Origin of the sequence: Candidatus Villigracilis proximus, assembly GCF_016717045.1 — a bacterium.
Classification (GTDB): Bacteria; Chloroflexota; Anaerolineae; order Anaerolineales; family Villigracilaceae; genus Villigracilis; species Villigracilis proximus.
Genome location: NZ_JADJUO010000005.1, coordinates 119,691 through 146,043, shown reverse-complemented (window position 1 = coordinate 146,043; position 26,353 = coordinate 119,691). Strand labels below are relative to the sequence as shown.

The following is a 26,353-nucleotide window of genomic DNA, read 5'->3' as shown; positions in this document are numbered from 1 at the left end:
AGACTCCTTTTTTACAGGAGCACGCCCTTCGGGCAGTCCTGCACTCCATAAATTATGAAATTTTTATTTCTTCTTCTTCGTACTTCGAACGGTCTTCCACCAGCCGCCACGAGCGGTGACTGACCGACTTGCCATTGTCCACGCGGGTGATGATGTACGAGAAAAATGGCTGCGCCCACTCACGGTCATATTCAGAAGGTTCATTGGGACAATCAGGATGCGAATGAAAAACCCCGATCAAACTCAGCCCAAGGCTGTCTGCTGTTAATTCGGCTTTGAGATAATCCTTTGGGGTAATTAAAAAACGATTATGCCGTGCTTCATCTTCACGCGCATTACCCAAAGGGATAATCTTTTTCACTTCTCCTTCAACGCCCACCAAAAAACCAGCCCCCTCTTCAGGGTATGCTTCTTCAACGTGCTTGTTGATCTGTTCGATCAGGTCATTTGAAACAAACAACATTACTTAGCCTCCCACAAAGATTTGTCACTCAAATATTTATAACCGGCATCGGGGAAGATGGTCACCACGACGCCTTCATCCAGTTTGCTTGCAACCTCAAGCGCTGCGACAGCTGCCGCGCCGGAGGATATACCCACGAATAAGCCTTCTTCCCGTGCAAGGCGTAACGTCATCTCATGCGCCGCTTCAGTGCGGACCTGTAAATTGGTCCCGGCCAATGACTCATCATAGATCCCGGGCTTGATCGCACTAGGCATATGCTTGAGTCCTTCCAATCCGTGAAAAGGCGCGTCGGGCTGCATGGAAATAATTTGCACATCGGGCAACTGTTCCTGTAAATATCTACCTGTTCCCATCAATGTGCCTGAGGTGCCAAGGCCTGCGACGAAATGAGTTACCTGTCCGTTTGTCTGCGCAAAAATCTCAGGCCCGGTGGACAGATAATGCGCCTGCCAATTTGCAGGATTGCTGTATTGATTTGCATACCAATATAGATCGGGTTTATCCGCCGCCAGTTGAAGTGCCACCAAAATTGCGCCATCTGAACCTTCTGAAGGGTCAGTGAGAATCACTTCCGCGCCGAGTGCCCGCAGCAGAGTCAACCGCTCAGGGCTGGCGCTGGCCGGAATTGCAAACGTGACCGGGATTCCGAGCGCTGCGCCAAAGGTGGCGTATGAAATTCCCATGTTGCCTGAAGTGGAATCAAGTAATCGTTTGCCATGACCAAGGTCACCATTAATGAATGCATTCTGAATAATGTTTAACGCAGGGCGGTCTTTCACCGAGCCGCCCGGGTTAAACCATTCAGCCTTGAAAAAAACCTTTACTTTTGGAGACAGGTTCGAGGTCAGGCGGCGAAGCGGAAGTAAGGGCGTATTTCCCACATGAGACGGGAGTCCATCCAGAGGAATTGTTTTTGAGTCGAGTAATCTAATATCCAATAAAGTCATGTGTGCCTAATTTAAATCAAAACGCAGTCAACGGATAAACAAAAAGACGGCGAACAAGCGCCTCACGTTGCAATAATTGCAAGGCGGGGGTCGTTCAACCGTCCTTATCCGTTGACTGCGGAAGAATTATCTTAGGCGGTTGCTACGAGCCCCGCCGTATACACAAGCAATAGTTAAATAGTTTCATGATTTTCATAATAGATGTGCGTTATTTTACTTATCTTACCTGATTTGTCAATGATGAAACTACCCACCCGCCGCTGAAGCCATGAGAATCACTTTGTCATTCTCATTCAATATCGTGTCCATGCCATTTAATTCACGCAGATGAATGCCATTTACAAAAATATTAAAGTGACGGCGCAAGGCTCCGCCGGGTTCAAATAAGTGAGGCTTAAGAGCAGGATAACGCGCAAGGATATTATCAAGCAATTCTGTAACGGTCTTTCCGTCAACATGGAATTCGCTTTGGTTATCAACGTAAAATTTCATCAGGGCTGGAAAACGAACAACTGGCATAGGGCAAGTATAAATGATAAGGAGTGCAAAAATAAAAAGTCCCGAAGTTTGATCCTCGGGACTTTTTACTCATTTCTTATTACTCATTACTCTCACACCCTATATTCCGCCCTGTTCTTCCTTCTTCGCTTCCATTTCTTTTCTATGCGCTTCGATGATCGGACCAGTGATATGAGATGGGACTGTATCGTAATGATCCAATTCCATTGTGAAATATCCACGTCCGCCAGTGATGGAGCGCAGTTGGGTTGTATAACGTAACAGCTCAGCCATCGGCACATGCGCCACAATGACCGTGTTGCCATGTTCAGAATCTGTTCCCTGCACACGACCGCGACGAGTATTGAGATCACTCATCACATCGCCCATGTTCGCATCTGGAACCGTCACGCGGACGGTCATGATCGGCTCAAACAAAACCGGACCAGCTTCATTAACTGCGAGTTTGAAGGCTTCACGGCCTGCAATTTCAAAGGCGAGCGGCTTGGAATCTACTTCATGTTCCTTGCCGTCGTATACGATCACTTTCACGTTGCTCATGGGATATCCGGCGAACGCACCGCGTTCCATGGTTGCCTTGATGCCTTTTTCAATCGGAGGCAAATAGGATTTTGATAAGTTCATTCCCACGAGCTCATCTGCAAATTCAAAGTCGGCGCCGGGCAAAGGTTCGATGCGAAGGTGTACTTCACCAAATTGACCTGAGCCACCGCTCTGCTTCTTGTGGCGGTATTGTCCACTGGCCTTGCGGGTGATTCCTTCACGATAAGGAACACGCGGTTCATGCGTGGCAAGTCCCACCTGGAATTTGGCTTGCGCGCGATGTAAGGCCACATCAATGTGCTGATCGCCCATGCCCTGCAAAACCGTTTCATGGGTAACAGGATCATTGTGCCAGACGAGGGTCATATCCTCTTCACAGAGACGGGTTAATGTTGGGGAAATTTTTGCCGCGTCGGCCTGACTCTTGGGGGTAATCGCCACACGATATAAAGCAGCCGGGAATTTTGTCTTTTCAATTGTGAGCGGATGTCCTTTCTCACAAAGTGTGTCGCCTGTGGTGGTTGCTGTTAATTTGGAAACAACAGCCAGATCGCCAGCGTGAATCACTTTGGCCGCAATGGCTTCCTTACCACGTTGGAAGTGCAAGCCAGAAACACGTTCATCTGCGTTCTTCGTCTGATTCCAAACATGTCCATCCGCTTGAATGGAGCCGGAGTACACACGGAAATAGTTCATCTTGCCGACAAACGGGTCAGCGGTTGTTTTCCAGACGTAAGCAGCCAAAGGTTCAGTATCAGAAGGCTTCAATGTTTCTTCGCCGTTCTTGCCTTGTGCCACACGCTTGGGAGCATTTAAAGGAGAAGGCATCAAATCGATGATGTCATTGAGCAGTGCAATTGCGCCCACTTCGTGTGCGCCGGCAGCGCAGAACACAGGGACAAATTGTCCAGCGTAGACTACATCTTCCAGTCCGCGTACCATTTCTGCGTCTGTGAGTGAACCGTTCTCGAAATATTTTTCCATCAGTTCATCTTCGCCTTCAGCGGCAGCTTCCACAAGTGCGAAGTGTGCCTTTTCCGCAGCTTCTTGCAAATCCGCTGGGATATCGGCGATGGTTGTTCCATTCCCCATATAGGATTTCATACCGATGATATCCACCACGCCTTTAAAGCCGGCCTTCTCACCGATCGGCAAGTGGACTTTTATCGCGCGTTTGCCGTGTGCCTTTACAAAGGCTTCAATCGCATCATAGGTTTCTTCAAAGTTCGCATTATCGCGATCCATTTTATTAATTACAAAAAAACGCGGGAGGTTGAACTCATCCGCGTAGCGCCATGCAAGTTCAGTGCCCACTTCCACCCCTGCAACGGCATCCACTAAAATAATTGCGCCATCAGCGACACTCAAGGCGGAGATCATCTCACCCATAAAATCAGTGTAGCCTGGCGCATCAATTACGTTTATTTTGTGATCGCGGTGCTCGATTGGAATAACACTTGAATAAATTGAAATTTTCCGGCGGCGTTCCTCATCATCATAATCTGACAACGTGGTGCCGTCATCGATCTTACCCAGGCGTGAAATTGCCCCCGTGGCATGTAGAAATGCCTCCGCCAACATCGTCTTCCCTGCGCCTCCATGTGAAACCAGCGCGACGTTGCGAAGAAACTCGGTGGTATACTCTTTCATGGAAATACCTTCCTATAATGTAGGATATAAAGCAAGTCGCATGATTGTAAAAGAACTCAAATGAATTGTCAAAGTAAGAACGTCATATACAAAACATGACATTTACCGCTTTTTATAAAAATCCCCGAATCTCACATGTCCAAAATTTAAAACACAAGAGGGTTTTGTGATCCTGTTATTTCGAGAATACTCCTTTGTTGCCATCGCCCTTGGGCTGGCCTTCGTTGCGGGCATCATCCTGCTTGCAAATAAACCAAAATGGAACGACTACCTTGCCTTTGGTGTCATCCTCACTGCCCTGATCACCGCCTGGGTGATTTTACATCCGCGCCAAACCCCGTTGATGGACGATGCCAAAAGCGTGCAAGCCATGATCGGTGCCGGCACACCAGTGCTGCTTGAATTCCAATCCCCTTTCTGAATTACCTGCACCCAAATTAAGCCCGTCGTTGACGAGCTTGAAAAAGAACTCAGCAATCAGGTAAGTATTGGCGTTCCGATTCATATTATCCGCATTAACATTCAGGAAAATGTCGGCATGGAACTCGCCCCTTTTTATAATTTTGAGTTCACACCAACTTTTATTTTCTTCGACGCGCAAGGCAATGAAGTCTGGCGTCAGGTCGGCGAATTCGACCCGTAAAAAGTACGGGACTCTCTTAAATGAATTTCCTGCACCGCCTTAAGTTTAATGTTTGGTATTTCCAAAACCCGCCCTGGGATAGCGGCATTACCCCGCCCGAACTTTTTGAATTCATTCAATCGCACCCCGCCGGCCGCGCCATTGACCTTGGCTGCGGTACAGGCACCAACATTATTACACTTGCAAAAACAGGCTGGCAGGTCACAGGCATTGATTTTGCCGCACGCGCCATTCAAATCGCCAAACGCAAATTTAAACAGCAAAATCTTCAAGCCCAATTGCTTGTCGGCGATGTCACCAATTTCAAAGTCGATTCACAATTTGACCTTGTACTTGATATTGGCTGTTTTCACGGCATCGAAAACAAAGCGGATTATCTGACTCAACTGGATAAAATCCTCGCCCCAAATGGATACTGGTTAATGTACGGATTCTACAAACCAGACGCGGATCATTCCGCGCCCGGGCTTGCAGACGCCGAACTGAACATGATCTCAGCCCAAGCCTTAACCCAACTCTCGCGCCGCGATAGCCCAGATAAACGCGGACGTCCCTCGGCATGGTTTTTGTATCAAAAGAGTAAGTAAACATGAAAACAAGTAGACTGGGAAACAGGTATAAGGTTATTCATCATTCATACTTTCCCTTATGAAAATCCTCTTCCTCTTCCTTGATGGCATTGGGCTTGGCGACGACGACCCGAAAAAAAATCCCTTCGCACGCGCAAACATGCCGTATCTGCAATCCCTGCTCGGCGGGCAGACTCTTATCCGCACATCTGCGCCTTATGAAGGCGAACGTGTCACTTTGCTCGCTGTTGATCCCAACCTCGGCATAAAAGGCTTGCCTCAATCAGCAACGGGGCAAGGTGTTTTACTCACCGGAATCAACATCCCCGCCGAACTTGGTTATCACTACGGACCAAAACCAAACCCCGAAGTTGCCCAATATCTTGATGGAAAAACAATTTTCGCAAAAACAGTGCAAGCAGGCAAAAAAACCGCCCTGCTAAACGCCTATCCCCCGCCATACTTTGACGGCATCGATTCAGGCAAACGGCTATACTCTGCCATACCACTCGCGTTGACAAATGCCGGCCTCCCCTCTTCACCAAAGAAGATTACTACGCAGGCCGCGCTTTATCTGCAGATTTTACAGGCAAAGGCTGGGCCGAATTCCTCAACCTGCCCGATGCGCCAATCCATGAACCTGAAGCAGCCGGGAAAAAGCTCGCCGAACTCGCTTTGCAATACGATTTCTCTTTCTTCGAATATTGGGCCAGCGACTACGCGGGTCACAAACAGGATATGGATTCAGCAGTCAGACAACTGGAAAGATTTGACGATGTGCTAAAAGGCCTGCTCGCAATCTGGCAAAACGAAGACGGACTCATTCTGCTCACCTCAGATCATGGCAACATGGAAGACCTGTCCACGCGCAAACATACAGCCGCGGATGTGCCGCTATTATTGTTTGGGGATTTAAACGAACGCCGCGAATTTCAAAAGGAAATTCGCGACTTAACCGGGATCGCACCTGCGATCAATTCATATTTGAAGATCAATCAGTAAAAATCACTTCATTGATTCAATAATTTGTTTCGCCAACGCTGCCATTTCCCTGTCTGCGCGATTTGAGACAATTTCCTGTAACGTTGGAATTGCGCGAGGATCACGCAATTTACTGATTGCCTGCAAGGCTTGCAGTTGAACGTTTCTTGCAGTATCACGAAGCATTTCGATCAAAGCAGGGATCACCCGCGCATCTTGAATTTTACTTAACGCCGCCACTGAATTTTCGCGGATCTCTGCTTCAGGGTGACTCAGGGCTTCAATAAAAATATCCACAGTTGGCGCGCCAAATTTGGCAAGCGCATCTGCGGCGGCTTTGCCCACTTCGTTATGCAAGTCATATAGTGTCATACCCAGTTCTTCGATGGCACGCGGATCAGCCATTCTGCCAAGCAGGATCGCCGCATACTTGCGGACTGTCCCTTCTTTATCGCCAAGTGCTTTAATCAATGGGTCAACAACTACTGGTCCCATTTTTTCGATGGCTTTCAACAGGTCTTCAGCGGCTTCTTCACGCTCAAACCACCAGGATGAATCATGCAGGGCTTCCATCAGGAAGGGCATCGCGGCGGGATGTTTTGTCTCGCCCAATGCGCGCGCCGCGGACTGACGAACTTCGATCATCGGATCATCCAATAGAATATTTGTAATATCGTCAAAGGTGGCAGGATCACGAAAACTGGCAATTGCAACACAAGCCGCACTGCGGACTTCATCTTCCCTGTCTTTGAGGAGGGGCAACAGTGCTGGAATAGCTTGTCTGTCTTCAAATTTTGCCAATGCCAACGCAGCACGCGAACGGACGGTAAAGTACTCACCCTTCAGTGCGTCCAATAAGGCGGGAATGGCAGACCTGTCTTTACTAATGCCAAACACCTCAACCACACGTCCACGGGTGATGGGATGTGCGGTCGCAAGAGCTTTTGTCAGCAAGGGGGTGGCAGAGGATATTCGGGCGAGAATCTGCTGATAGAGCAGAATCAGGTTCAAGTCTTGAGTCTGAAGCGCATCGATCAATGGCGGCACGGCATCTGCGCCCAGTTTAATCAACTCTCTGGCGGCGACGTCCCGCCTGGTCAAATCTGCAAGTTGAGATACAAGTTTTTTTGCTTCGCCTTGTGGACTGCCAGTGAGCCAATTCATATTTTTATTGTAACTTAAAAAGAACCTCCCCGCGTTTCCGCAGAGAGGTAATAATTCGTCAGTGATGAAGATTAGAGACCTTTGACCAAAAGAGCGACCACCAGCAAAGCAAAGCCGATGAACAAAAGCCAAAAAGCTGCGATTGGAAGCAGGGTAAAGGTACCGAGTTCACTGAATAATGCAAGCAAACCTAAAGCGACAGCGATCCAGAAAGTAATTTCCTTGGGTGGGGTGAGTTTCAGATTCATGTTTTTCTCCTAGTGATAATTAGATTTTGTTAAATTCTGGTTTATCTTATGATATACATCCTCCAGCTACATCCGCCAACTGGGGATGTATAACCACTGGGAATAGTCCACTGTGGGGAGAGAACTTGATTGATAAGATAATAAAAAGAAAGCGGTATCTGGTTGATAACTTTCAATTGCTATCAAATTAAGAATTAGGAGAAATTTTCTCTGATATAATCCCCGATTCGGTTTACATGAATCACAACGCCGGCAGGTTTTTGGTGTTGTTTTCCTAAGAATCAAATTAATTACGCTGCGCCTTTGAGGCGTGCGCCATACATCTTATTGGAGTTTCCATATAATGAAGAAAGAACAACAGATAGATTTGTATTATCAAATGGTGCTGATCCGCCGCCTGGAAGAACGCGGTGCAGAACTGTACCAACAGGGCAAGATCGGTGGTTTTATGCACCTGTATATCGGGCAGGAAGCTGTTTCGACTGGTTTGATCGCGGCCCGTGAGCCGCGTGATCGTGTGATTACTGCATATCGTGACCATGGCGTGGCGTTGAACTGCGGCATTTCAGCCAATGAAGTAATGGCGGAATTACTCGGGAAAGCCACGGGCATGTCCAAAGGTAAGGGCGGCTCAATGCACATGGCCGATACTTCCAAAAATATGTGGGGCGGACATGCCATCGTCGGCGGTCATCTACCCATCGCTTCGGGTTTTGCGATCGGTGACCAGTACGCTGGCAACGATAACATCACCATTTGTATGTTTGGTGACGGCGCGACCAACATCGGTTATTTCCATGAAGCCTTAAATATTGCCAAGACCTGGAATTTGCGTGTATTGTGGGTTTGCGAAAATAATCAGTATGGCATGGGCACTACCGTGGAACGTGCTTCCGCTGTGACCGAGATCCGCCAGAAGGCCGAAGGCTATGGTATGAAGAACGGTCAGGTGGATGGCATGGACGTGATGAAAGTCTACGAAGCTTCAAAAGAAGCGCTGGACTTCATCCGCAAGGAAAGCCAGCCTTACCTGCTTGAAATTGATACCTATCGTTTCCGTGGACATTCCATGGGCGACCCTGAACGTTATCGCAAAGCAGATGAAGTAAAGAAATGGCAGGAGAACGACCCGATCGGTATTTTCAACAAGCAATTGCTTGATAAGAAGATCGCGACCCGCAAGGCTTTGGATGAAATCGAAGCACGCGTGGAAGAGGAAGTTGCAAAGGCTGTTGAATTCGCCGAGGCAAGTCCCGGAACCTGCGATGGAAGAGTTGTACACGGATATTTACGCTGATTAGACAAACTGGATAATGAACGACAGACCGTGGTCAACCGCTATCGAATCAGGATATCGGATAACACGAGGATACACATGGCTAAAATCACAATGCGCGAGGCAATCTCGCAAGCTCTTATGGAAGAAATGGACCGCGACCCCAAGGTATTTATCATGGGTGAAGAGGTCGGCGTTTGGGGCGGCACGTATGCCGTAACCAAAGGCTTTTTCGATAAATACGGCGCGGCACGTGTCAAAGATACACCCATCGCGGAAAATGCCATCATCGGCGGCGCAATTGGCGCGGCAATGGTGGGTCAACGCCCGATTGCAGAACTCATGACCATCAACTTTGGTTTCTCTGCAATGGATTACATTGTCAATCAGGCTCCCAAACTTCACTATATGTTTGGCGGACAGTTCACTTTGCCGATGGTCATTCGTGCTGTCGGCGGCGGCGGACGTCAGTTAGGTGCAACGCACTCGCAGACTCCCGACGCCATTTTCGCACATTTCCCCGGGTTGAAAGTCGTCAGCCCTGGAACGCCGGAAGATGCCAAGGGTCTTTTGAAATCAGCGATCAGGTCGAATGATCCGGTTCTTTTCATCGAACATGCCACTATGTATCAAGTCCGCGGCGAAGTGCCTGAGGGCGAGTACACCATTCCAATTGGTAAATCCAAAGTACAGCGCGCTGGCAAAGATGTGACCATCGTCACCTATTGCAAAGGTCTTGAGCTTTCGATGAAGGCTGCTGAAGAACTTGCAAAAGAAGGCATCGATGTTGAAGTCGTTGACCTTCGCACTTTGCGCCCGCTCGATATGGAACCCATCATCGAGTCGTTCAAGAAAACAAATCGCGCGGTCGTCGTTGAAGAAGGATGGAAATCCTACGGCGTCGGCTCCGAGATCGTCAGCCGCATTTACGAAGAAGCATTTGATTACGTCGACGCGCCCATCATCCGCGTGGCGCAAAAAGAAGTACCGCTCCCCTACAACCGCACGCTCGAACAAGCCGCGCTCCCGCAGGTGGCTGACATTACGGCTGCGGTCAAGGAGGTTTTGAAATAATGGCTGAAACAATTTCCATGCCCAAGCTCGGCTTTGATATGGCCGAGGGTTTGCTCGTCCGTTGGGTGAAACAAGTCGGCGAGACCATCAACAAAGGCGACGTGCTCGCTGAAATTGAAACCGACAAAGCCACCGTTGAAGTTGAATCTTCCGCGAGCGGCGTTGTCCTGCAACTCATCGTCGATCAAGGCACGATGGTTCCTGTGAATGCTGCGATTGCGATCGTGGGTGCGGCGGGTGAAGTTGTCAGTGGACAGTTGACAGTGGACAGTAAAAAAGTTGTGGATGAAAAACCTGCGCCTCAGACTCAACCGACAGTTGATTCTGTTGCCCAAACATCTGCTCCACTGGATGCTGGTTCCGTTAAGGCTTCGCCCCTCGCGAAGAAAATTGCGCGTGACCAAAAAGTGGACTTGTCTAACGTGCAAGGCACCGGCCCTGGAGGACGATTGTCCGCAAGGATATTGAAGCCGCGCTTTCGGGCGGGCAGCCGTCAAAAGTCAGCAGGTCAAACTGTCGAGTGATCATCTTCCCCGGTCATCGTCTCGCATGACGACAAGGTTATTGCTACAACAAAATTACGCCAGGCAATCGGACGCCGCCTCGTCGAATCCAAGACCACCATCCCCCACTTCTATGTAACGCGCGAATTCAAAATGGATGCGTTGATGGACATGCGTAAGCAGGTCAATGCATATTTGCCTGATAACGAAAAAGTATCAGTCAATGATTTTATTCTCAAAGGCGTGGCGTTGTCATTACGTCAATTCCCCAATTTGAATGCCACTCTCAAAGGCACCGACATCATTCAGTTCGGACATGTCAATGTTGGCGTGGCAGTCACCGTTCCCGGCGGATTGATGACCGTGGTCGTCAAAGACACCGATCAGAAATCATTGCGCCAGATCTCGGGCGAAGTCAAAGCCATGGCAGGCCGCGCCCGCGATGGCAAGGTCAAACCCGAAGATGTGGATGGTTCCACCTTCTCCACTTCCAATTTGGGCATGTACGATGTCGAAGAATTCATCGCCATCGTCAACCCGCCTGAAGCTGGAATTTTAGCGATCAGTTCTGCCAGAGAAATTCCTGTGGTCGAAGACGGTCAGATCAAAGCAGGCTGGAGAATGAAAGCCACCATCTCCGTAGATCATCGAGTCAGCGACGGAGCCGAAGCCGCACAGTTCATGCAAGCACTGGCAGGCTTCCTCGAAAATCCCGTCAGAATGTTGGTGTAAAATCAAAACTCCGAAGTCAAATGACTTCGGAGTTTTTTATTCAAGATTTTAGAAATCTCTTCTTTACTTCTTCTTAAGCCACACCCCAAAAATGGCATAACCCAGCAAAGTACCAACACCCATCTGACTCATCGTGCCAAGCAGGTCCGTGGTCTGCCATTCCTGCATTACCTTATCGCCTTTGATCTTGCGAATGAAGTTACCGCCAATTTCAAGATTCTTGCCGGTGGCAGCCGCGCCCATAAAATTACCGGTGTGTTTGCTGGTGGTAATAAAACGAATGCTGACCATATCACCCTCACTAATGACATGGGTAAATTCCATGTTCATATTACTAAAGGCAGACTTCATACCTTTCATGAAATCAATATATTGCTGTTTATTAAAATGCATCCCGTCGCCGGTATAGGTAAAATCATCGGCCAGGATCCCATTCAACTTATCCCATTCTCCATTAAGAATGGCCTTCGACACACTTAAAGCAACTTCCTTCTGTTCCATTTTGTTCTCTCCTTTTTTGATTTGTATTAAAAAATTAAGGGATTTGGGAACCTGCACCAAGCGGACATTTCTTGCACGGCTCCCTTTCCCTGACTACCAACGCGCATCTTTCCTAACTTTGAGCTGGTTCATGAACCCAGGCATCCTCCGGCGGATAGATTGGCACATACTCCATAGAAACCGCCGCCTCATCAAGCAACAGCCCAATCTGCTTCTGCCAATCCAAATAACATTCAGATATCAAATGTTCATTGTAGGCATCAAGACTCGTGTACACTTCGATAAAGAAAAAGTGAGATGGAAAATTCACCTGCTGCAGCAATGCCGTGCTGACCACACCCGGTTCGTTTAGCAGCTTCTCGATCCCGGCCATGGAAGCAGACTTGAACCCCTCCACCAGTTCCTGTTTAATTTGCATAGATACGACCCGCATGTGCATGTGCTCAACTCCGTTATTCAGATATAATCCCATCTTATTCGTAGTCAGGCTTTCCTCATAGAACGCACTTTTTAGTAACCAGGGTACCCAAAGGTAACCATGCAAACACAAAAATACCCGCCCAATGTATTAAACGAAATGTGCCCCTCACGGCAGACCCTTGAGATCATCGCCGATAAATGGGCCACACTGGTGCTCGTCTCCATCGCACGTGGCATCAACCGTCACAACCGCATGCTGCGCGAGATCGGCGGCATCTCTAAAAAATGCTCGCACAAACTCTGCGTAAACTTGAACAAAATGGAATTGTCAACCGCAAGGTATATCCCGTTGTCCCGCCAATGGTGGAATACACCCTCACCCCCATTGGAAAAGAGTTAATGGAACCCATATCCATGCTTGGCGCGTGGGCTGAGAAAAATGCAGAAGCCGTGCAAAAAGCCAGAGAAACCTATGAAGTGCGCGAAGACCCCTACGCGCTGATACTGACAGAAACACGATAATTTTTTGATAAATAAAAACTTCGAGTTCGTAATGAACTCGAAGTTTTTATTTATCCGTATAGTTCCCGTCTGAAAAACTCGGGCAACGCGAACGCCGCCTGGTGGACTTCAGGATTAATATAATTATTTACCCCGGGCGGCAATGGAGTTTTCAGGCCATTTTCCCACGGTGTATCGGAAACGTACATAAAGCCAATTCCTCCGCCGGGGTATGTAGGGATATTGGCATAGTAATACGCAGGATTCTTCGTCAGCGTTTTGGCGGATTTGTAGATCTGCTTGATCAGATCAGTATCAAAGAAAGGCTGTTCACATTGCGTGGCAGCGGCTCCACCGGGAGTCAACGCGCGCACCATGAGCTTGTAAAATTCGTCAGAGAATAAACGCTCTGCCATGCCAATCGGGTCAGTCGTGTCTGAGATGATGACATCAAATTGACCAGGGTTTTCTTCGAGAAAACCAAAAGCATCGCGGACTAATAATGTGGCACGTGGATCAGCCCAAGGGTCGCCGAAAGATGCGAAGTGCTCGCGTGAAAGATCAACAACACACTGATCCAACTCACAGACGACGGCCTCTTCGACGGAGGGATATCGCAAAACTTGCTGCAAAGAACCGCCGTCACCGCCGCCCACGATCAAGACTCTCTTCGGTTTTCCAACAGCCAGCATGGGCACATGCACGATCATTTCGTGATAGCCAATATTGTCACGCTCGGTGAGTTGGATAATTCCATCAAGGATCATGGCTTTGCCGAAAAACTCAGTTTCAACGATCTGTAAATGTTGAAACTGAGTTTGTTCGTCTGCAAGGATCTTCTTAATTCGAATTCCCTTGCGATAGTATGGATGTAATTCTTCTGTAAACCAAATGCTCATTCAAATTCCTATATTGCGATCGGCATTGCTGTTTCAACCGACGCTTCACGGTCAAGTTTACGCATCGAAAAATCGTCCGCGCCAAAGGCCTGCTTGATGCGCATTAATAAAGGCATCATATCCTTTCCGATGGCACATGTAAAGAGATCGATCGCGCAGTAATTATGTTCAGGCCATGCATGCAAACTTGCATGCGACTCTGCGAGAAGCAAAAAACAGGTAAAGCCATGCGGGCTAAACTTGTAAAAGCCCTCATCCACAACCGTCAGGCCGCTTTCATGCACAGCCTGCGCAAACAGCGAATAAGCTCGCTCGCTATCCATGAGAATCTCATGGTTGCAGTCGGAGAGATCAAAAATAAAATGCTCTCCCAATTTCAAAGTCGCGTTCACTAACACCTCCAGGGTATTAAAAAATGAAAGAACCCGTTCGGAAACATCATCTTTTCATTTCAAAACGATCCGCAGGATGTTTTCCCTGTGTAACGTGTGAAACGGTTTCCAAACAGACTCTATGTAAAAGTATTTATACTATGCCTCAGTAGAGTGTCAATCTTTTTGCCAGTGAATATTTATTACCACAGCACTCCATTGAAATCAAAATCATCATCACACACCGTTTACAGGTCTTAATCATTATTCATTTGGCTTTTCGATACACGATTTGAAAACAGCTAAAAATGATAATAAAAAAAGCATCTGGCTCTTGTTGTCTGACCCACTTGCCCTTATGATTGAACTCCCCCGCCATGACAAACCCTAACACCTCCATCTACCTCCACATTCCCTTCTGCAAACACCGCTGCGCCTACTGCGACTTCAACACCTACGCCGGTCAGGAAGATTCGATTCCCGCTTATGTAAAATCTTTAATCAATGAGATCGAATTTGTTGGACATCGCGCCGGGCAGATGAACATCCATACCGTTTTCTTCGGAGGAGGGACGCCATCGCTTCTTTCCGCGCCGCAATTTGATTCCATACTAAAAGCATTACGTTCCGCCTTTACATTTACCGCTGACGCGGAGATCAGCATTGAAGCCAACCCAGGCACGATCTCACCCGAAAAATTAAATGCAATCCGCAAAGCAGGCATCAACCGCATCAGCTTCGGTGTGCAATCTGCCAACACCGAAGAACTGCGCATGCTCGAACGCATCCACGATTTCTTCACCGTCATCGAAGCCGTATCCACTGCCCGAAAAGCAGGCTTCGACAATCTCAACCTCGACCTCATTTACGGCCTCCCCGAGCAAACTCTCGCCTCATGGCAGACCACCCTCCAACGCATCGTTGACCTGCACCCCGAACACATCTCTGCCTACGCACTCACTCTCGAACACGGCACTCCCTTCGGGCGTTGGTCATCGAAAGGTCTGCTCCCCCTCCCCGATCCCGACCTCGCCGCCGAAATGTACGAATACGCCGAAGAGTTTTTAGAAGCAAACGGGTATGTACATTATGAAATATCAAACTGGGCAAAAAATAACAAGGATGAAGGCGGAATTATGAAGGATGAAACTTCTGCCAAAAATTCAGCCTTCATAATTCATAATTCATCCTTCGTTTGTCAGCATAACCTCCAATACTGGCACTCCCTCCCCTATCTCGCCTTCGGCGCAGGCGCACATGGATACGCCAATGGCTATCGCTACTCCAATGCATTAAGAATCAAAACATATATTGAGCGATTATCTCTGCCTTCTGCCTCCAGCCTTCTGCCCTTTCCTCTCTCCCCCGCCACTGTCAACCAACACAAACAGACATTGAAAGACGATATGTCCGAGTACATGCTGAATAATCTCAGACTAACGAATGCCGGGGTTGCAGAATCAGACTTCAGATTAAGATTCGGAAGCGGGCTTTTGGATGTCTATCCAAAGGAATTGGAAGAATTGATCGGGAATGGTCTGCTGGAAAAGAAGACATCCGAGTCAAAGATCGACTCGGATGTTTACAGGCTTACCAAACGCGGAAGACTATTGGGAAATCAAGTCTTTATACGGTTTGTATAAATTTACGGGTAAGTGCAGTAATAAAAAACTGCAATAACAACGCCTGAGTTCTGTTTCCATGCACACCCTGCAGCCTGACAACTGGAGGCGTCGTTGTATTGCCCGGGTTCTACACATGTTTTGGGATTTCCCGGCCCGGGCGTTGGCACAATTCGCGGGCATAACTTGGATTCGTATCCCTGCGGCTTGAAACCAAACGCTTCCTGACATGTATTATCCACTGCAAAGAGTGCTTTGAGTGGGTAATTTTTCTTATCCTTTACCGGTGACCCGGCTTCCACCTCAGTAAAACGATCGACGTAGTCCAATCGGGTAACATCTTTCAAACCCGCATCTGCAATAACTCCCAGCATGAACACTGTGCCAGACCATGATTTTTTAAACGCGAATTGAATGGTTACATCAGTTCCTGCGTTCGAGCGTACCCAGGCCATATCCGGGTCAGCATCTCCTATGCCGCCATTAAATATTTGTGTTTCATAGCCATCCGCATTTAGCGGCGCATCAGATTTATCACTGGAAAGACCGGCAGTGTTATGGTTTTTATCTGCGAATATTTTTACGTTTGCCGTATCCCACGTGGATGTATAAGCGGGTTGTGCCCAAATAATATAATCGCCAAAACCATCGTGATCGGTATCAAGCTCAACGCCATAATTAATGCCGAGGGAATTATTTGGGTCGTTGCCGATCAGTTTTACAGAAACATAAAACCAAACATCATCCTGAATCACTGAATAGGTCACAATATCAAGATCTGAGACATAGGTCATATCCTGTAAAAAAGGCCGTTCCATGCGATTGATGTCATACGAATCACCATAGGGCGCGCGCTTTTCCGGCGCAGTTCCTGAAGATTCCACATCGTAAACCAGCGGACCGCCTCCGGCAGCCTCAGACGGTATTTGAGTATGAACCACTACAACAGTAGGTGTACCTGTGGGTATATCTGCAACGGGTGCAGAAGTTGCAATATTGGTTTCGGTTGATAAAATTTCCGGCTGTGCAGTCGGCACACTTGATGGCGCATTACAAGCAAGTATGGCTGCAATAAGAATCATAAAGAAAATATATAGACTTTTATTTTTAATCATAGTGATCTCCTTTTACCGGATTATCCTATCCTATTCTGTACTATTCAAGATGCCATTGGAGGGATAAAAAAGCGTCCCCGGGTTCGCCGGGGACGCTTCAAGACTATTTATTTGGATTTCTTTTTCGCAACTTTCTTTACAGCCTTTTTCACAACAGCTTTTTTAGCAACTGTCTTCTTGGCTGCCGGTTTCTTCGCAATAACCGGGCGATGTTTGAGTGCTGCATGAGCTGCGGCCAGACGAGCGATCGGCACGCGGAAGGGCGAACAGGAAACGTAGTTATTACCGATCATGTGACACCATTCGATGGAGTCAGGGTCGCCGCCGTGCTCACCACAGATACCCACTTCAAGGTTGGGACGGGTCTTGCGGCCTTCGGAGATGGCCCACTGCATGAGGGTGCCTACACCGTGGCGGTCAATGGTTTGGAAGGGGTTCTTCAAAAGAATGCCCTGTTCCTGATAGGTGATGAGGAAGTTGCGCTCGGCATCATCACGGGAATAGCCGTAGGTCATCTGGGTCAGATCGTTGGTACCAAAGGAGAAGAATTCGGCATCGCGGGCCACGTCGGCAGCGGTGATCGCTGCGCGCGGGATTTCGATCATGGAGCCGAACTTGTACTCGAATTTGATCTTCTTCTCACCCATGACTGCGGCGGCGATGCGCTCAAGGCGGGGCTGGATCCAGTCCAATTCCTTGACGGTACCGGTGAGCGGGATCATAACTTCGGGCTTCACAACAATTCCGCGCAAGGTGCAGTCAGCGGCGGCTTCAAAGATAGCGCGGACTTGCATTTCCACGATCTCAGGCATGACAATGCTCAAACGAACACCACGCAGACCCATCATCGGGTTGGATTCGTGCATACCCTTGACGGACTCAAGCAGATCTTCCTTGGCTTTCAAACCAACGCTCTCACCTTTGACGCGCATGGTCACAACTTCTTCGAGAAGTTTTTCTTCATCGGGCATGAACTCATGCAAAGGTGGGTCGATCAAGCGGATGATAACGGGGTAACCGTCCATCGCTTCAAAGAGACCGTCGAAATCCTTGCGCTGACTGGGCAGCAGCTTGTTCAAAGCGGAGGTACGTCCTTCGGAAGAATCAGCGAGGATCATTTCCTGAACAATGGGTAGGCGCTCGGGTTCAAAGAACATGTGCTCGGTACGGCAAAGGCCGATACCTACCGCGCCGTATGAACGTGCGCGCTGGGCATCCTTCGGATAATCTGCATTTGCCCACACTTGCAAACCGCGTGTCGGTCCGCCATCTGTGGCAGAGCGGATATTCTTGCGGGAACAAATTTCATCTGCCCACTTGAGCAGGGTCATCAATTCAACCTGATCTTCGATCGAGGGGATCGATACGGGAATTTTGCCAACATAGATCAAGCCAGTGGTACCGTCAACGGAAATCCACTCGCCTTCCTTCACAACGATATCGCCAACATTCATGATGCGCTTGTCAAGATCGATCTTGATCGCAGAAGCGCCCACTACGCATGGGATACCGAACTGACGAGCCACCACTGCCGCATGGGATGTGGCGCCGCCTTCACTGGTCAACACGCCCTTGGAGGCGATCATACCGTGGACATCATCAGGCTTGGTGAACGGGCGCACCATGATGGTGTCCTGTTTGCCTTCTTTTGCCATCTTCTCAGCCATATCGGCATCAAAATAGATCTGACCAACAGCCGCGCCTGGGGAAGCGTTCACACCCTTGGCAATCAGCTTGCCTTCTTTCTCGGCATTTTTCTTGGCTTCGTTATCGAATTGCGGGTGCAAAAGTGTGTCCACGTTTTCAGGGGTCACACGTTCCACAGCTTCGTCTTTTGAGATCAACCCTTCAAGCGCCATATCCACAGCCATTTTGACGGTGGCCTGGGCAGTGCGCTTGCCGTTACGGGTCTGGAGCATCCACAACTTGCCGCGCTCAATCGTGAATTCAACGTCCTGCATATCCTTGTAATGTTTTTCAAGGCGCGCAGCAATTTTCATGAATTCAGCATAGGCCTTGGGCATGCGTTCTTGAAGGGTCTCGATCTGGCTGGTATTGCGGATACCTGCAACCACATCTTCACCCTGAGCATTGAACAGGAACTCACCCATCATCTTCTTGTCACCAGTGGATGGGTTGCGGCTGAAAGCCACGCCCGTTGCAGAGTCTTCGCCCATGTTACCAAAAGCCATGGTCTGAATGTTTACCGCTGTTCCCAATGCATGGGAAATGCCGGTGGCATTGCGATAGTCAATGGCGCGCTTGCCGTTCCATGATTTGAACACGGCTTCAGTTGCCAATTCCAATTGCTTGTACGGATCCTGCGGGAAATCAAAGCCCTTCTCTTTTCGAATCACAGCCTTGAATGCCTCAACCATTTGGGCCCAATCTTCGGCGGTCATTTCGGTGTCAAGCTTATAACCCTTTTCATGCTTGTATTCATGGAGAGGTTGCTCAAACGATTCATCGGGAATTCCCAACACCACCGAGCCGAACATCTCAACCAAACGGCGATATGAGTCATACACGAAGCGTGCATTGCCGGTCAACTTGACCATTCCAGCGGCAGTCACATCGGTCAAACCAAGGTTCAACACTGTGTCCATCATACCGGGCATGGAGAATTTCGCACCAGAGCGGCAGGAAACCAACAGGGGATTCTTGGGATCACCAAATTTCTTGCCTGTTTGCTTTTCAACTGCTTTTAATGCTTTTAATTCCTGATCCCACAAACCTGCTGGGAACTTCCCCGCTTTCTGATACGCATTACAGGCTTCGGTTGTCACTGTGAAAAACGGCGGAACAGGTACACCTGCGCGCGTCATATCCAACAACCCCGATCCCTTCCCGCCTACGAGAGCCTTTACAGCATCCCAGGAACCACCAGAAATCTTTTCAGCCTCTTTCACTTCATTAAAGAGATAAACCCACTTAGTCATTTTGAACCTCCTACAAGGATTAGATTTTTTAATTTCACGACTTTGATTGTGAAATATTTTACCAAAAACGGTCTACTTTACAACTGACAAACATCACTTCCTTTCAGGACTTCAATCTGTAAACTCATTGCAAAGTACTTTTATGTACTAATAAGTGATAATACAGCATGGAAACAAAAAAAATGTGTACTAAAGTTCTAGTGATTGATGACGATCTTGCGATTACCGAATTAATGAGCATGTTGCTTAAGACTCATGGTTTTGATGTATACACATGCAATAGCGGTATGGAAGGCGTTAAATTTGTAAAAGAAAATAAACCCAATGTAGTCCTTTTGGATTTAATGATGCCCGATCTGGATGGCTGGCAGGTTTGCAAGGCACTTCGCGCATTTAGCAACGTCCCCATTTTCATCCTTTCCGCGATCAACGACCCAAGCATGGTAGCCAGTGTTTTAGACGCAGGCGCAGATGATTTTCTTGTCAAACCGGTACCCAGCAGCGTCCTGGTCGCGCACATAAAAAAATGGTTCGGCAAATCGATTCAGTTGACAATGTTAAACCGAAGGAAAAGCCAGAACCACAAGCAATACCCACACCGCATCCTGATCCACTGACAAGCGGATCAAACTCCGCCGCTGCCTGTTCCTATTTCAATAAAAATTCCCGTCACCTCAACAGAGTGTGTAACGGGAATTTTATTTTTCCATAAATTTTCATCCCAAAAAAACTACCCGGCAAAAAATCTTAATCCATCTGCCGTGGCTTCCGGAAACTCCATCATCGGCGTGTGCCCCGCCCCCGGCAACTCCACTAATTTTGCAAACGGCAGCGCGGCTTTAATTTCCCTTGCGCGTTCAATCGGGATCAATAGATCAGCATCGCCATGAACAAGCAAAAGGGGAAAAGTAAAGCCGGAAAGAAGGGAGCATGAATCTTCCCGTTCAGCCATTGCCTTCAACCGCCGATCACGCCCGAGTTAGTTTGTTTCTCAATCACAGCGCGCACTATAGACTGCACATTCACATCGGCCGATAATTTCGGGGTCATTGCACCAGCAACAACCACAGTGCCTTTTTCGGCAACCTCAGCCGCAGTCTTATAACGTCCTTCCTTACGATCAGGCGCATCTGCAACGGCCTGCGAGGAAATCAATCCCAGCCCGCTCACCCGCTGTGGATATTTCTTCGCAAAAGCCAAAGCCACATACCCACCCATTGAATGACCGGCAATCACAGTTTTTTCAATTTCCAAAGAATCCAACAAACCCGCCAGGTCATCTGCCATATCGGAAACAGTGTATGGCGTTTCCAAACTGAAAGATTGGCCAAATCCCGCAAATCCGGGATGATGATCTAAACTCGGATTCCAAAAGGGATGCAACTTTATCCCAGCAAGTATGATCCAAGGGAAATCCATGAATCAACACAAGCGGGTCCCTTTTCCAAACTTGCCAGTGTTAAATTATGCCAGATCTTTAATTGGCCCCTTGTAAGAAACGAACGTTGTTTCGTCAGACCATTCACTTCCATTTGACCTCTACTTTTAATTTACTGCCCAACTTCGATTTATAGAAAATATAACCATTGTCACGGCCAAATTCAAATACGCGGCGAGTGATGTCCACATCTGCTTTGCAGTATTCAGCTACTTTGTCCAATTCTCCTGCACGAAACCATTCCACAGACTGTATACCATCAGCCGTTTTGGTCGCACCGAGACTGGCGCTGGCGATCGAGTCGAGGCTGATGCTAAAGCCTAGAATCTTTTGAAGATCGAGAAGCAGGTCAAGGGTCGGGAGAGATGCGAAACGCATTTCAGGCGCATAAAGCTGGAGCACCTGGTAGTCAAATCCGCGCAGGTTAAATCCAATCACTTTGGTAGCAGACTTCAACTCCTGGATCAATGCGAGAATATCCTTTTCCCAATAGACTGAAAATTCGTTGGTCTGCGTTGACCAGGTGATGGCGCATGCGACCAGCAATTTTTCTATGTTCTCACGACCGCCAACATCTTGAAACAGGTTTTGCGATTCCAGATCAAAGAATACATAATTCATTCTTACCTCTTGTTTACTTATAAAACAGGGTTCACTTTGATCCATTCGTGCGCACAGGCAATTGCATCTTCACGAGAGTGGACATTGCCCGCGGCCTGCTCTTCGCGAATGGCTTCCAAAACCTGCCCGATCACCGGGCCGGGTTTGAGGCTTAATTCTTTCATTAACTCATGCCCATCAATAAGACGCGGTGGAGCGATGACTTCTTCCGGCCGTTCCCAATAGTTCTCAAGCAGGATGCGGGCTATAGCAAGGTAAGCGTTCCATACTTCTATTGTGAGTGAGTGGGCATATATGCCGCGCAAATCTGCGAGGCCTAATAAAACAAGATCCACCCCGCCTGCCCCGCTATCACGGAAGAAACGATAAATGGCTTTGCGTGAAGGTTCATGTTTTTCGTTTACCAGACGGTCAACGAAGGAATGAACCCGCATATGATTTGCAATGACTATATGCAATCGGTTGATCTCGTCATTGCTTAAGTTAAAGGCGCGCGCACGATGCACGGCAACATCAGCACCTTTGGCCTCATGACCAAAGAAACGAATACGCCCTGATTCTTCAACTGTCTTGGTCTCTGGTTTGCTGACATCATGATATAGGGCGGCAAAGAAAAGCAATGAACGCAGGGAACGGTCAATGTTGAGCGGCTGTGCAAAATGTTTTGCAATCTGTTCGCGATAACGCCCAAGCTGTAAACCAAGCAGGCCGGTAAACATGTCGTTGGTTTTTTCGGCATCGTACCCAACGCGCAAGGCGGTGATGATCTGATCGAGATGGTCGAGTACGGCCAGTGTATGCGTCCAGACATCGTATACATGTGGTTCGGACTGTGCTATATCTTTCATGGCAAGCAATTCAGGCATCAGGTTCTTAAGTACGCCGAGCATTTCAAGGGCACGTATGGCGGCATCAGGTTTTGGGCCTTTAAGAATCTTAAAGATTTCATCACGCTGACGTTCTGGCGAAACCCGCTCAAATTGGTCGGCGGATTGTTTCATCAACTCGCGTGTATCTTTATCAATTCGAAAGCCTAATGCGGCGGCCAAGCGAATGGCACGCAAAATGCGGACGGGGTCATCTGATAATGCGGTCGGCGAGCAGGCGCGGATAAGTTTGGCGTGAATATCCTTTCCGCCTTCCAATGGGTCAATGATAGTCTCGTCGCGCAGGTTATAAGCGATGGCATTGATGGTGAAATCGCGGGCGCGCAGATCTTCTTCCAGAGTGTGCGTTGGTTTGGCAGGAAACTCTGGTCCGCGGTAGACTGCGAAATCAAGGAAGATACGTGTGCCATCTTCCTCTGTGACAATGACACGGCCTGTATCGCGTTCTTCATCGAGGGCAAAAGTCTGCGTTGAGCGCATTGGCAACTTTTCGAGCGGTGGAAATGCCATTCGAAGGCAGAGCAAAATCCAGGTCGGGTGAGATGCGGGGAAAGTAACAGGTCACGCACCGCGCCGCCGACGAGATAAATCTCCTGGTCAGCGGGCAGAGCGTCGGCTATTTTTTCAATTAAAGGGTGAAGCGTAAAAGATGCGGGCATAAATTTTATCTCTGGTTTTTCTTTGTGGCGGCTGTGCTGTGAGGCACGCAGGGCTTGTTCGGGTGTGCCGCCTTGTGCCACCACCCTCCCACGCACAAGAGCCACCCAGCGTCCTGCGTATGGCGAATGAAGTTGATTAGGATCATCGGTCATTGCAAGCCCCTATAAAAATAAAATCAAGCGGATGGTTTATATTTATTTAGATCAACGACGCCAACAAAAGGTAAATTACGATAATACTCATCAAGGTCTAGGCCGTACCCAAAGACAAATTTATTTGGAATGGTAAAACCAAGATAATTTATGGGGGACGCGCTTCGCGGCGCTCGGGTTTATCCAACAGTGTGCAGACTCTGAGCGTTCTTGGCTGACGTGTTTCGAGCATGCTTAATACCGATGCGATGGTATGTCCGCTATCTACGATATCTTCGATCAGGAGCACATTCTTGTCGCGGATGTCAGTTTGCAGGTCGAGAGTGACACGTGCTGAACCAGTGGATGTGCGCGCGCCTACACCATAGGATGAGACGGCCATGAAATCCATCATGTGTGGTGTGGTGATGTGCCGGCTGAGGTCGACCATGAAGGGAACGCCTCCGCGCAGGATGCAGATGAGCAACAATTCACCTTCGGGATAATCCGCGCTGATCTGGGCTCCCAACTCTTTGACACGTGCTTGCAGGGTTTCGGTATCAATTAAAATTTCAGCGAGCACATCCTGGTATCTTTGCATTTGTTTTAGTTCCTTGGTTTTAATGCGCACTTCAACTAACGCGGGACTTCGTGATGTTGTCTGCAACGGGCTTCGTACAATTCAGATGCGCCGACGATCACGACGGGGTCATCATAACGGGCTGGCTTTCCATTTACCAAACGCTGCGTGCGGGAAGCATCTTCTCCGCACACCATGCAGATCGCATGAAGTTTCGCGACATCTTCCGCTTCAGACATGAGGATCGGCATTGAACCAAAAGGTTCGCCGCGAAAATCTGTATCAAGCCCGGCGACAAGTACGCGCACACCGCGCGCTGCCAGTTCCCGGGCAACGATCACAACTTCGGCATCAAAAAACTGGGCTTCGTCAATTCCCACTACTGTTGTGTCTTTATCCAGTCTGGAGCGAATCTCTGCGGCCTTTTCGACCGGGATGGCATCAAAAGTTGAGCCTGTGTGCGATGCCACTTTCTCCACTGCATAGCGGATATCAATGGCGGGTTTGAATACCTGAACTTTTTGTTTTGCAATGGTTGCGCGCACCAGACGACGAATGAGTTCATCTGTCTTACCGCTGAACATGGAGCCGCAAACAACTTCAATGGAACCGTGTATATGTTTCATTCAAACTCTCCCCCTCTCCCTCACCTGGAAAGGGTTGTATTGGGATTATGAAAAACAGGCAGACGCTTGCGCATCTGCCTGTCTAGTTTACCTGAGAAATCTTTACCTGACAAAGCCCTGTGGGCAAAGTCTTGAAGGAAATCCTACTCGCCTGCTTCGGCTTCAGGAGCGTCAGCGGCTGCGGGTTCCGCGGCTGCTTTAGGGGCCTTGGGAGGCTTGGGGGCATCGGGAACTTCGGGAACTTCAAAACCCAGCAAGCGGAGTTTCTTCTTGGCTGCAGTCAGGGAAGACTGACCAAAACCAGCGATCTCCAGCATGGCGGCATTGCCTTCGCCAAGTTTGGCGAGGATCTGTCCAATGCTCAAGATACCAGCTTTCTTGAGGGCATCGGTTGCACGAGGAGAAAGCTCAAGATCATCAATGGAGCGATCAGGAGAGTTTGAAGCTTCTTCCTTGGATTTCTGCTGTTCGACATAAGTCTGGCGGGCAGAGAGCTTCTTGTAGAAGCGATCCACCTGACCTTCGATGTCCATAATGCGGGCCGATTCACCAGTGAAGAACGGATGACAATTGGAGCACACGTCAATGCGCAATTCTTTCTTGGTGGATGTGGTTACCCATGTGGTACCGCAGGAAGCGCAAGTGACCTTGGCTTCGTAAGCTACAGGATGAATTTCAGCTTGCATGTTACTCTACCTCAGCAGGGACGATATTTACGCGCTTGCGTCCATGCACTACATCGAACATAACAACACCGTCCGCGATCGCGAACAAAGTATCGTCTTTACCAACTAATACATTAAGACCTGGCTTGATCTTGGTGCCGCGTTGGCGAACAAGAATATTGCCAGAAAGGACAAATTGACCGGCGTAACGTTTTACACCCAAACGCTGGGAGTTACTGTCGCGACCGTTGCGGGTTGATCCGCCACCTGTTTTATGTGCCATTTCTACCTCACTTTACTTCTTATCAGTCTTTTTGGCTGCTGCGGGTTTCTTGGTGGAAGCCTTCTTCTGCTTCTCGACCTTGGGTTCTTCTGACGCCACAGTTTCAACTTCGGCGACAACTTCCTGCTTTGCCTCAACCTTGCGCTCTTCACCGGCCTTGCCAATGAAATCGATCATCAAACGGGTGTAGAAATGGCGATGGCCACCCTTCACACGGATGCGTTTCTTGGGGCGATATTTGAAAGAGATAACCTTGGGGCCTTTTACATGGTCAACCACGGTGGCGGAGACGGTAATGCCATCCACGGTGGGAGTGCCAACCATTGTTTCATCTCCGTCAGTCATGAGCATGACGCGTTCGAAATCAAACGTTTTACCTACTTCAAAGGCGAGGCGATCCACATCAATGGTGGAACCTTCGACGACACGATACTGCTTGCCGCCACTTTCAACGATTGCAATTCTCATTATTTTCTCCAGTCATCACTTCGCCGCGTACTCTGCGGAGAACTTACACTCTACGCCTAGTCACGGGGAAGCTGGGTTATTTAGCGGACGGTATTATACATGCGGGACGGTAGACCTGTCAACGAATTTTTGCTCCAACTTCAGGGGCTTTTTTGGGGTGGCAGGAAAATATTGAAGCGGCCCGAGAGGTCAAAGGGGACTTCTCAGGCCGCAGATTAAGAAAGAAGCGCAGATTCTATTTCGGAAGCATGGCTGTGAGGGTCTTCGTCACAGTCTTGAGCTGGTCGGCGTGGCCTCTGATCTTGTTCACG

31 protein-coding genes and 2 pseudogenes are annotated in these 26,353 nt (G+C 48.6%); 11 read left to right on the top strand and 22 right to left on the bottom strand.

The features are described from left to right. Positions 1 to 52: 52 nt before the first annotated feature. The 4 genes from IPL71_RS07115 to fusA form a co-directional block, all read right to left on the bottom strand. Positions 53 to 463, bottom strand: a complete 411-nt coding sequence (locus IPL71_RS07115; protein WP_345320229.1) for a M67 family metallopeptidase — start codon at positions 461 to 463, stop codon at positions 53 to 55. Further along, a complete protein-coding gene (locus IPL71_RS07110) occupies positions 463 to 1,413 on the bottom strand; it encodes a PLP-dependent cysteine synthase family protein (RefSeq protein WP_514130746.1) in 951 nt (316 codons plus the stop codon). The genes IPL71_RS07115 and IPL71_RS07110 overlap by 1 nt, the downstream gene beginning before the upstream one ends. Before the next feature lie 246 nt (positions 1,414 to 1,659). Then, the gene (locus IPL71_RS07105; protein ID WP_345320225.1) at positions 1,660 to 1,905 is read right to left on the bottom strand and encodes a MoaD/ThiS family protein; all 246 of its coding nucleotides are present in this window, start codon (positions 1,903 to 1,905) and stop codon (positions 1,660 to 1,662) included. Between the two features lie 126 nt (positions 1,906 to 2,031). Next, positions 2,032 to 4,125 (bottom strand): elongation factor G, encoded by a 2,094-nt coding sequence (gene fusA / locus IPL71_RS07100; protein WP_345320223.1) that lies wholly within the window; start codon positions 4,123 to 4,125, stop codon positions 2,032 to 2,034. A gap of 166 nt (positions 4,126 to 4,291) precedes the next feature. Here fusA and IPL71_RS07095 point away from each other — a divergent pair, with 166 nt between their 5' ends. From IPL71_RS07095 to IPL71_RS07080, 4 genes are all read left to right on the top strand, one after another. After that, positions 4,292 to 4,546 (top strand): hypothetical protein, encoded by a 255-nt coding sequence (locus IPL71_RS07095; protein WP_345320221.1) that lies wholly within the window; start codon positions 4,292 to 4,294, stop codon positions 4,544 to 4,546. Positions 4,547 to 4,788: 242 nt separating this feature from the next. Then, complete coding sequence (locus IPL71_RS07090) at positions 4,789 to 5,355, top strand: class I SAM-dependent methyltransferase (RefSeq protein ID WP_345320219.1); 567 nt, start codon at positions 4,789 to 4,791, stop codon at positions 5,353 to 5,355. A gap of 61 nt (positions 5,356 to 5,416) precedes the next feature. Then, the gene (locus tag IPL71_RS07085) at positions 5,417 to 6,121 is read left to right on the top strand and encodes a hypothetical protein (RefSeq protein WP_345320217.1); all 705 of its coding nucleotides are present in this window, start codon (positions 5,417 to 5,419) and stop codon (positions 6,119 to 6,121) included. Then, positions 6,013 to 6,339 carry a hypothetical protein gene (locus IPL71_RS07080; RefSeq protein WP_345320215.1) on the top strand — a complete coding sequence of 109 codons (327 nt, stop codon included), beginning with the start codon at positions 6,013 to 6,015 and terminating at the stop codon, positions 6,337 to 6,339. Before IPL71_RS07085 ends, IPL71_RS07080 begins: the two co-directional genes overlap by 109 nt. Positions 6,340 to 6,342: 3 nt before the next feature. Here IPL71_RS07080 and IPL71_RS07075 read toward each other — a convergent pair whose 3' ends face one another. Together IPL71_RS07075 and IPL71_RS07070 are read right to left on the bottom strand one after the other, a co-directional pair. Beyond that, positions 6,343 to 7,482, bottom strand: a complete 1,140-nt coding sequence (locus IPL71_RS07075; protein ID WP_345320214.1) for a HEAT repeat domain-containing protein — start codon at positions 7,480 to 7,482, stop codon at positions 6,343 to 6,345. Between the two features lie 71 nt (positions 7,483 to 7,553). Next, the gene (locus IPL71_RS07070) at positions 7,554 to 7,730 is read right to left on the bottom strand and encodes a hypothetical protein (RefSeq protein WP_345320212.1); all 177 of its coding nucleotides are present in this window, start codon (positions 7,728 to 7,730) and stop codon (positions 7,554 to 7,556) included. A gap of 343 nt (positions 7,731 to 8,073) precedes the next feature. On the opposite strand from IPL71_RS07070, the gene pdhA reads away from it, so the two are divergent. The 4 genes from pdhA (at position 8,074) to IPL71_RS07050 (ending at position 11,315) form a co-directional block, all read left to right on the top strand. Next, a complete protein-coding gene (gene pdhA / locus IPL71_RS07065) occupies positions 8,074 to 9,027 on the top strand; it encodes a pyruvate dehydrogenase (acetyl-transferring) E1 component subunit alpha (RefSeq protein ID WP_345320210.1) in 954 nt (317 codons plus the stop codon). A gap of 78 nt (positions 9,028 to 9,105) precedes the next feature. After that, positions 9,106 to 10,080, top strand: a complete 975-nt coding sequence (locus IPL71_RS07060) for an alpha-ketoacid dehydrogenase subunit beta (RefSeq protein WP_345320208.1) — start codon at positions 9,106 to 9,108, stop codon at positions 10,078 to 10,080. Beyond that, positions 10,080 to 10,604 (top strand): biotin/lipoyl-containing protein, encoded by a 525-nt coding sequence (locus tag IPL71_RS07055; protein ID WP_345320206.1) that lies wholly within the window; start codon positions 10,080 to 10,082, stop codon positions 10,602 to 10,604. Before IPL71_RS07060 ends, IPL71_RS07055 begins: the two co-directional genes overlap by 1 nt. A gap of 15 nt (positions 10,605 to 10,619) precedes the next feature. Continuing rightward, complete coding sequence (locus IPL71_RS07050) at positions 10,620 to 11,315, top strand: 2-oxo acid dehydrogenase subunit E2 (protein ID WP_345320554.1); 696 nt, start codon at positions 10,620 to 10,622, stop codon at positions 11,313 to 11,315. Between the two features lie 63 nt (positions 11,316 to 11,378). Here the strand turns inward: IPL71_RS07050 and IPL71_RS07045 are convergent, their stop codons facing one another. Beyond that, complete coding sequence (locus tag IPL71_RS07045) at positions 11,379 to 11,816, bottom strand: ester cyclase (protein ID WP_345320204.1); 438 nt, start codon at positions 11,814 to 11,816, stop codon at positions 11,379 to 11,381. 112 nt (positions 11,817 to 11,928) lie between these two features. After that, on the bottom strand, positions 11,929 to 12,249 hold the full coding sequence (locus tag IPL71_RS07040) for a putative quinol monooxygenase (RefSeq protein ID WP_345320552.1): 321 nt from the start codon (positions 12,247 to 12,249) through the stop codon (positions 11,929 to 11,931). Positions 12,250 to 12,354: 105 nt separating this feature from the next. On the opposite strand from IPL71_RS07040, the pseudogene IPL71_RS07035 reads away from it, so the two are divergent. Next, positions 12,355 to 12,758, top strand: a pseudogene (locus tag IPL71_RS07035) (winged helix-turn-helix transcriptional regulator). A 50-nt stretch (positions 12,759 to 12,808) separates the two neighbouring features. On the opposite strand, the gene speE reads toward IPL71_RS07035, so the two are convergent. Continuing rightward, the gene (speE, locus tag IPL71_RS07025; RefSeq protein WP_345320198.1) at positions 12,809 to 13,636 is read right to left on the bottom strand and encodes a polyamine aminopropyltransferase; all 828 of its coding nucleotides are present in this window, start codon (positions 13,634 to 13,636) and stop codon (positions 12,809 to 12,811) included. A gap of 8 nt (positions 13,637 to 13,644) precedes the next feature. Then, on the bottom strand, positions 13,645 to 14,028 hold the full coding sequence (gene speD, locus IPL71_RS07020; protein ID WP_345320196.1) for an adenosylmethionine decarboxylase: 384 nt from the start codon (positions 14,026 to 14,028) through the stop codon (positions 13,645 to 13,647). Between the two features lie 356 nt (positions 14,029 to 14,384). Here speD and hemW point away from each other — a divergent pair, with 356 nt between their 5' ends. Continuing rightward, the gene (gene hemW / locus IPL71_RS07015) at positions 14,385 to 15,650 is read left to right on the top strand and encodes a radical SAM family heme chaperone HemW (protein ID WP_345320194.1); all 1,266 of its coding nucleotides are present in this window, start codon (positions 14,385 to 14,387) and stop codon (positions 15,648 to 15,650) included. A gap of 2 nt (positions 15,651 to 15,652) precedes the next feature. On the opposite strand, the gene IPL71_RS07010 is transcribed toward hemW, so the two are convergent. Together IPL71_RS07010 and ppdK are read right to left on the bottom strand one after the other, a co-directional pair. Continuing rightward, on the bottom strand, positions 15,653 to 16,744 hold the full coding sequence (locus IPL71_RS07010; RefSeq protein WP_345320192.1) for a hypothetical protein: 1,092 nt from the start codon (positions 16,742 to 16,744) through the stop codon (positions 15,653 to 15,655). 107 nt (positions 16,745 to 16,851) lie between these two features. After that, a complete protein-coding gene (gene ppdK / locus IPL71_RS07005) occupies positions 16,852 to 19,683 on the bottom strand; it encodes a pyruvate, phosphate dikinase (protein ID WP_345320191.1) in 2,832 nt (943 codons plus the stop codon). 182 nt (positions 19,684 to 19,865) lie between these two features. On the opposite strand from ppdK, the gene IPL71_RS07000 reads away from it, so the two are divergent. Beyond that, positions 19,866 to 20,300: a response regulator gene (locus IPL71_RS07000; RefSeq protein WP_345320189.1), complete on the top strand. Its 435-nt coding sequence runs from the start codon at positions 19,866 to 19,868 to the stop codon at positions 20,298 to 20,300. 113 nt (positions 20,301 to 20,413) lie between these two features. Here the strand turns inward: IPL71_RS07000 and IPL71_RS06995 are convergent, their stop codons facing one another. The 10 genes and pseudogenes from IPL71_RS06995 to rplU all read right to left on the bottom strand — a co-directional run bounded on the left by IPL71_RS06995 (position 20,414) and on the right by rplU (position 26,042). Further along, complete coding sequence (locus tag IPL71_RS06995; protein ID WP_345320187.1) at positions 20,414 to 20,635, bottom strand: alpha/beta fold hydrolase; 222 nt, start codon at positions 20,633 to 20,635, stop codon at positions 20,414 to 20,416. Between the two features lie 5 nt (positions 20,636 to 20,640). Continuing rightward, a complete protein-coding gene (locus tag IPL71_RS06990; protein WP_345320186.1) occupies positions 20,641 to 21,102 on the bottom strand; it encodes an alpha/beta fold hydrolase in 462 nt (153 codons plus the stop codon). A gap of 103 nt (positions 21,103 to 21,205) precedes the next feature. Next, positions 21,206 to 21,742: a ribonuclease H-like domain-containing protein gene (locus IPL71_RS06985; protein WP_345320185.1), complete on the bottom strand. Its 537-nt coding sequence runs from the start codon at positions 21,740 to 21,742 to the stop codon at positions 21,206 to 21,208. Positions 21,743 to 21,759: 17 nt separating this feature from the next. Then, positions 21,760 to 23,109 (bottom strand): tRNA nucleotidyltransferase/poly(A) polymerase-related protein, encoded by a 1,350-nt coding sequence (locus tag IPL71_RS06980; RefSeq protein WP_345320184.1) that lies wholly within the window; start codon positions 23,107 to 23,109, stop codon positions 21,760 to 21,762. 480 nt (positions 23,110 to 23,589) lie between these two features. Further along, entirely contained in the window at positions 23,590 to 24,021 is a 432-nt protein-coding gene (locus IPL71_RS06975) for a phosphoribosyltransferase (RefSeq protein WP_345320182.1), read from the bottom strand. Between the two features lie 35 nt (positions 24,022 to 24,056). Beyond that, positions 24,057 to 24,626, bottom strand: a complete 570-nt coding sequence (locus IPL71_RS06970; RefSeq protein ID WP_345320180.1) for a thymidine kinase — start codon at positions 24,624 to 24,626, stop codon at positions 24,057 to 24,059. A 143-nt stretch (positions 24,627 to 24,769) separates the two neighbouring features. Then, on the bottom strand, positions 24,770 to 25,141 hold the full coding sequence (locus tag IPL71_RS06965) for a DNA-directed RNA polymerase subunit alpha C-terminal domain-containing protein (protein ID WP_514130753.1): 372 nt from the start codon (positions 25,139 to 25,141) through the stop codon (positions 24,770 to 24,772). Next, positions 25,121 to 25,312: pseudogene (gene rpmE / locus IPL71_RS06960) on the bottom strand (50S ribosomal protein L31); the annotation flags it as partial. The pseudogene rpmE and the gene IPL71_RS06965, both read right to left, overlap by 21 nt. A gap of 1 nt (position 25,313) precedes the next feature. Then, positions 25,314 to 25,574, bottom strand: coding sequence for a 50S ribosomal protein L27 (gene rpmA / locus IPL71_RS06955; protein WP_345320178.1), 261 nt, complete (start codon positions 25,572 to 25,574; stop codon positions 25,314 to 25,316). A 12-nt stretch (positions 25,575 to 25,586) separates the two neighbouring features. Continuing rightward, a complete protein-coding gene (gene rplU / locus IPL71_RS06950) occupies positions 25,587 to 26,042 on the bottom strand; it encodes a 50S ribosomal protein L21 (RefSeq protein ID WP_345320176.1) in 456 nt (151 codons plus the stop codon). Positions 26,043 to 26,353 lie beyond the last annotated feature (311 nt).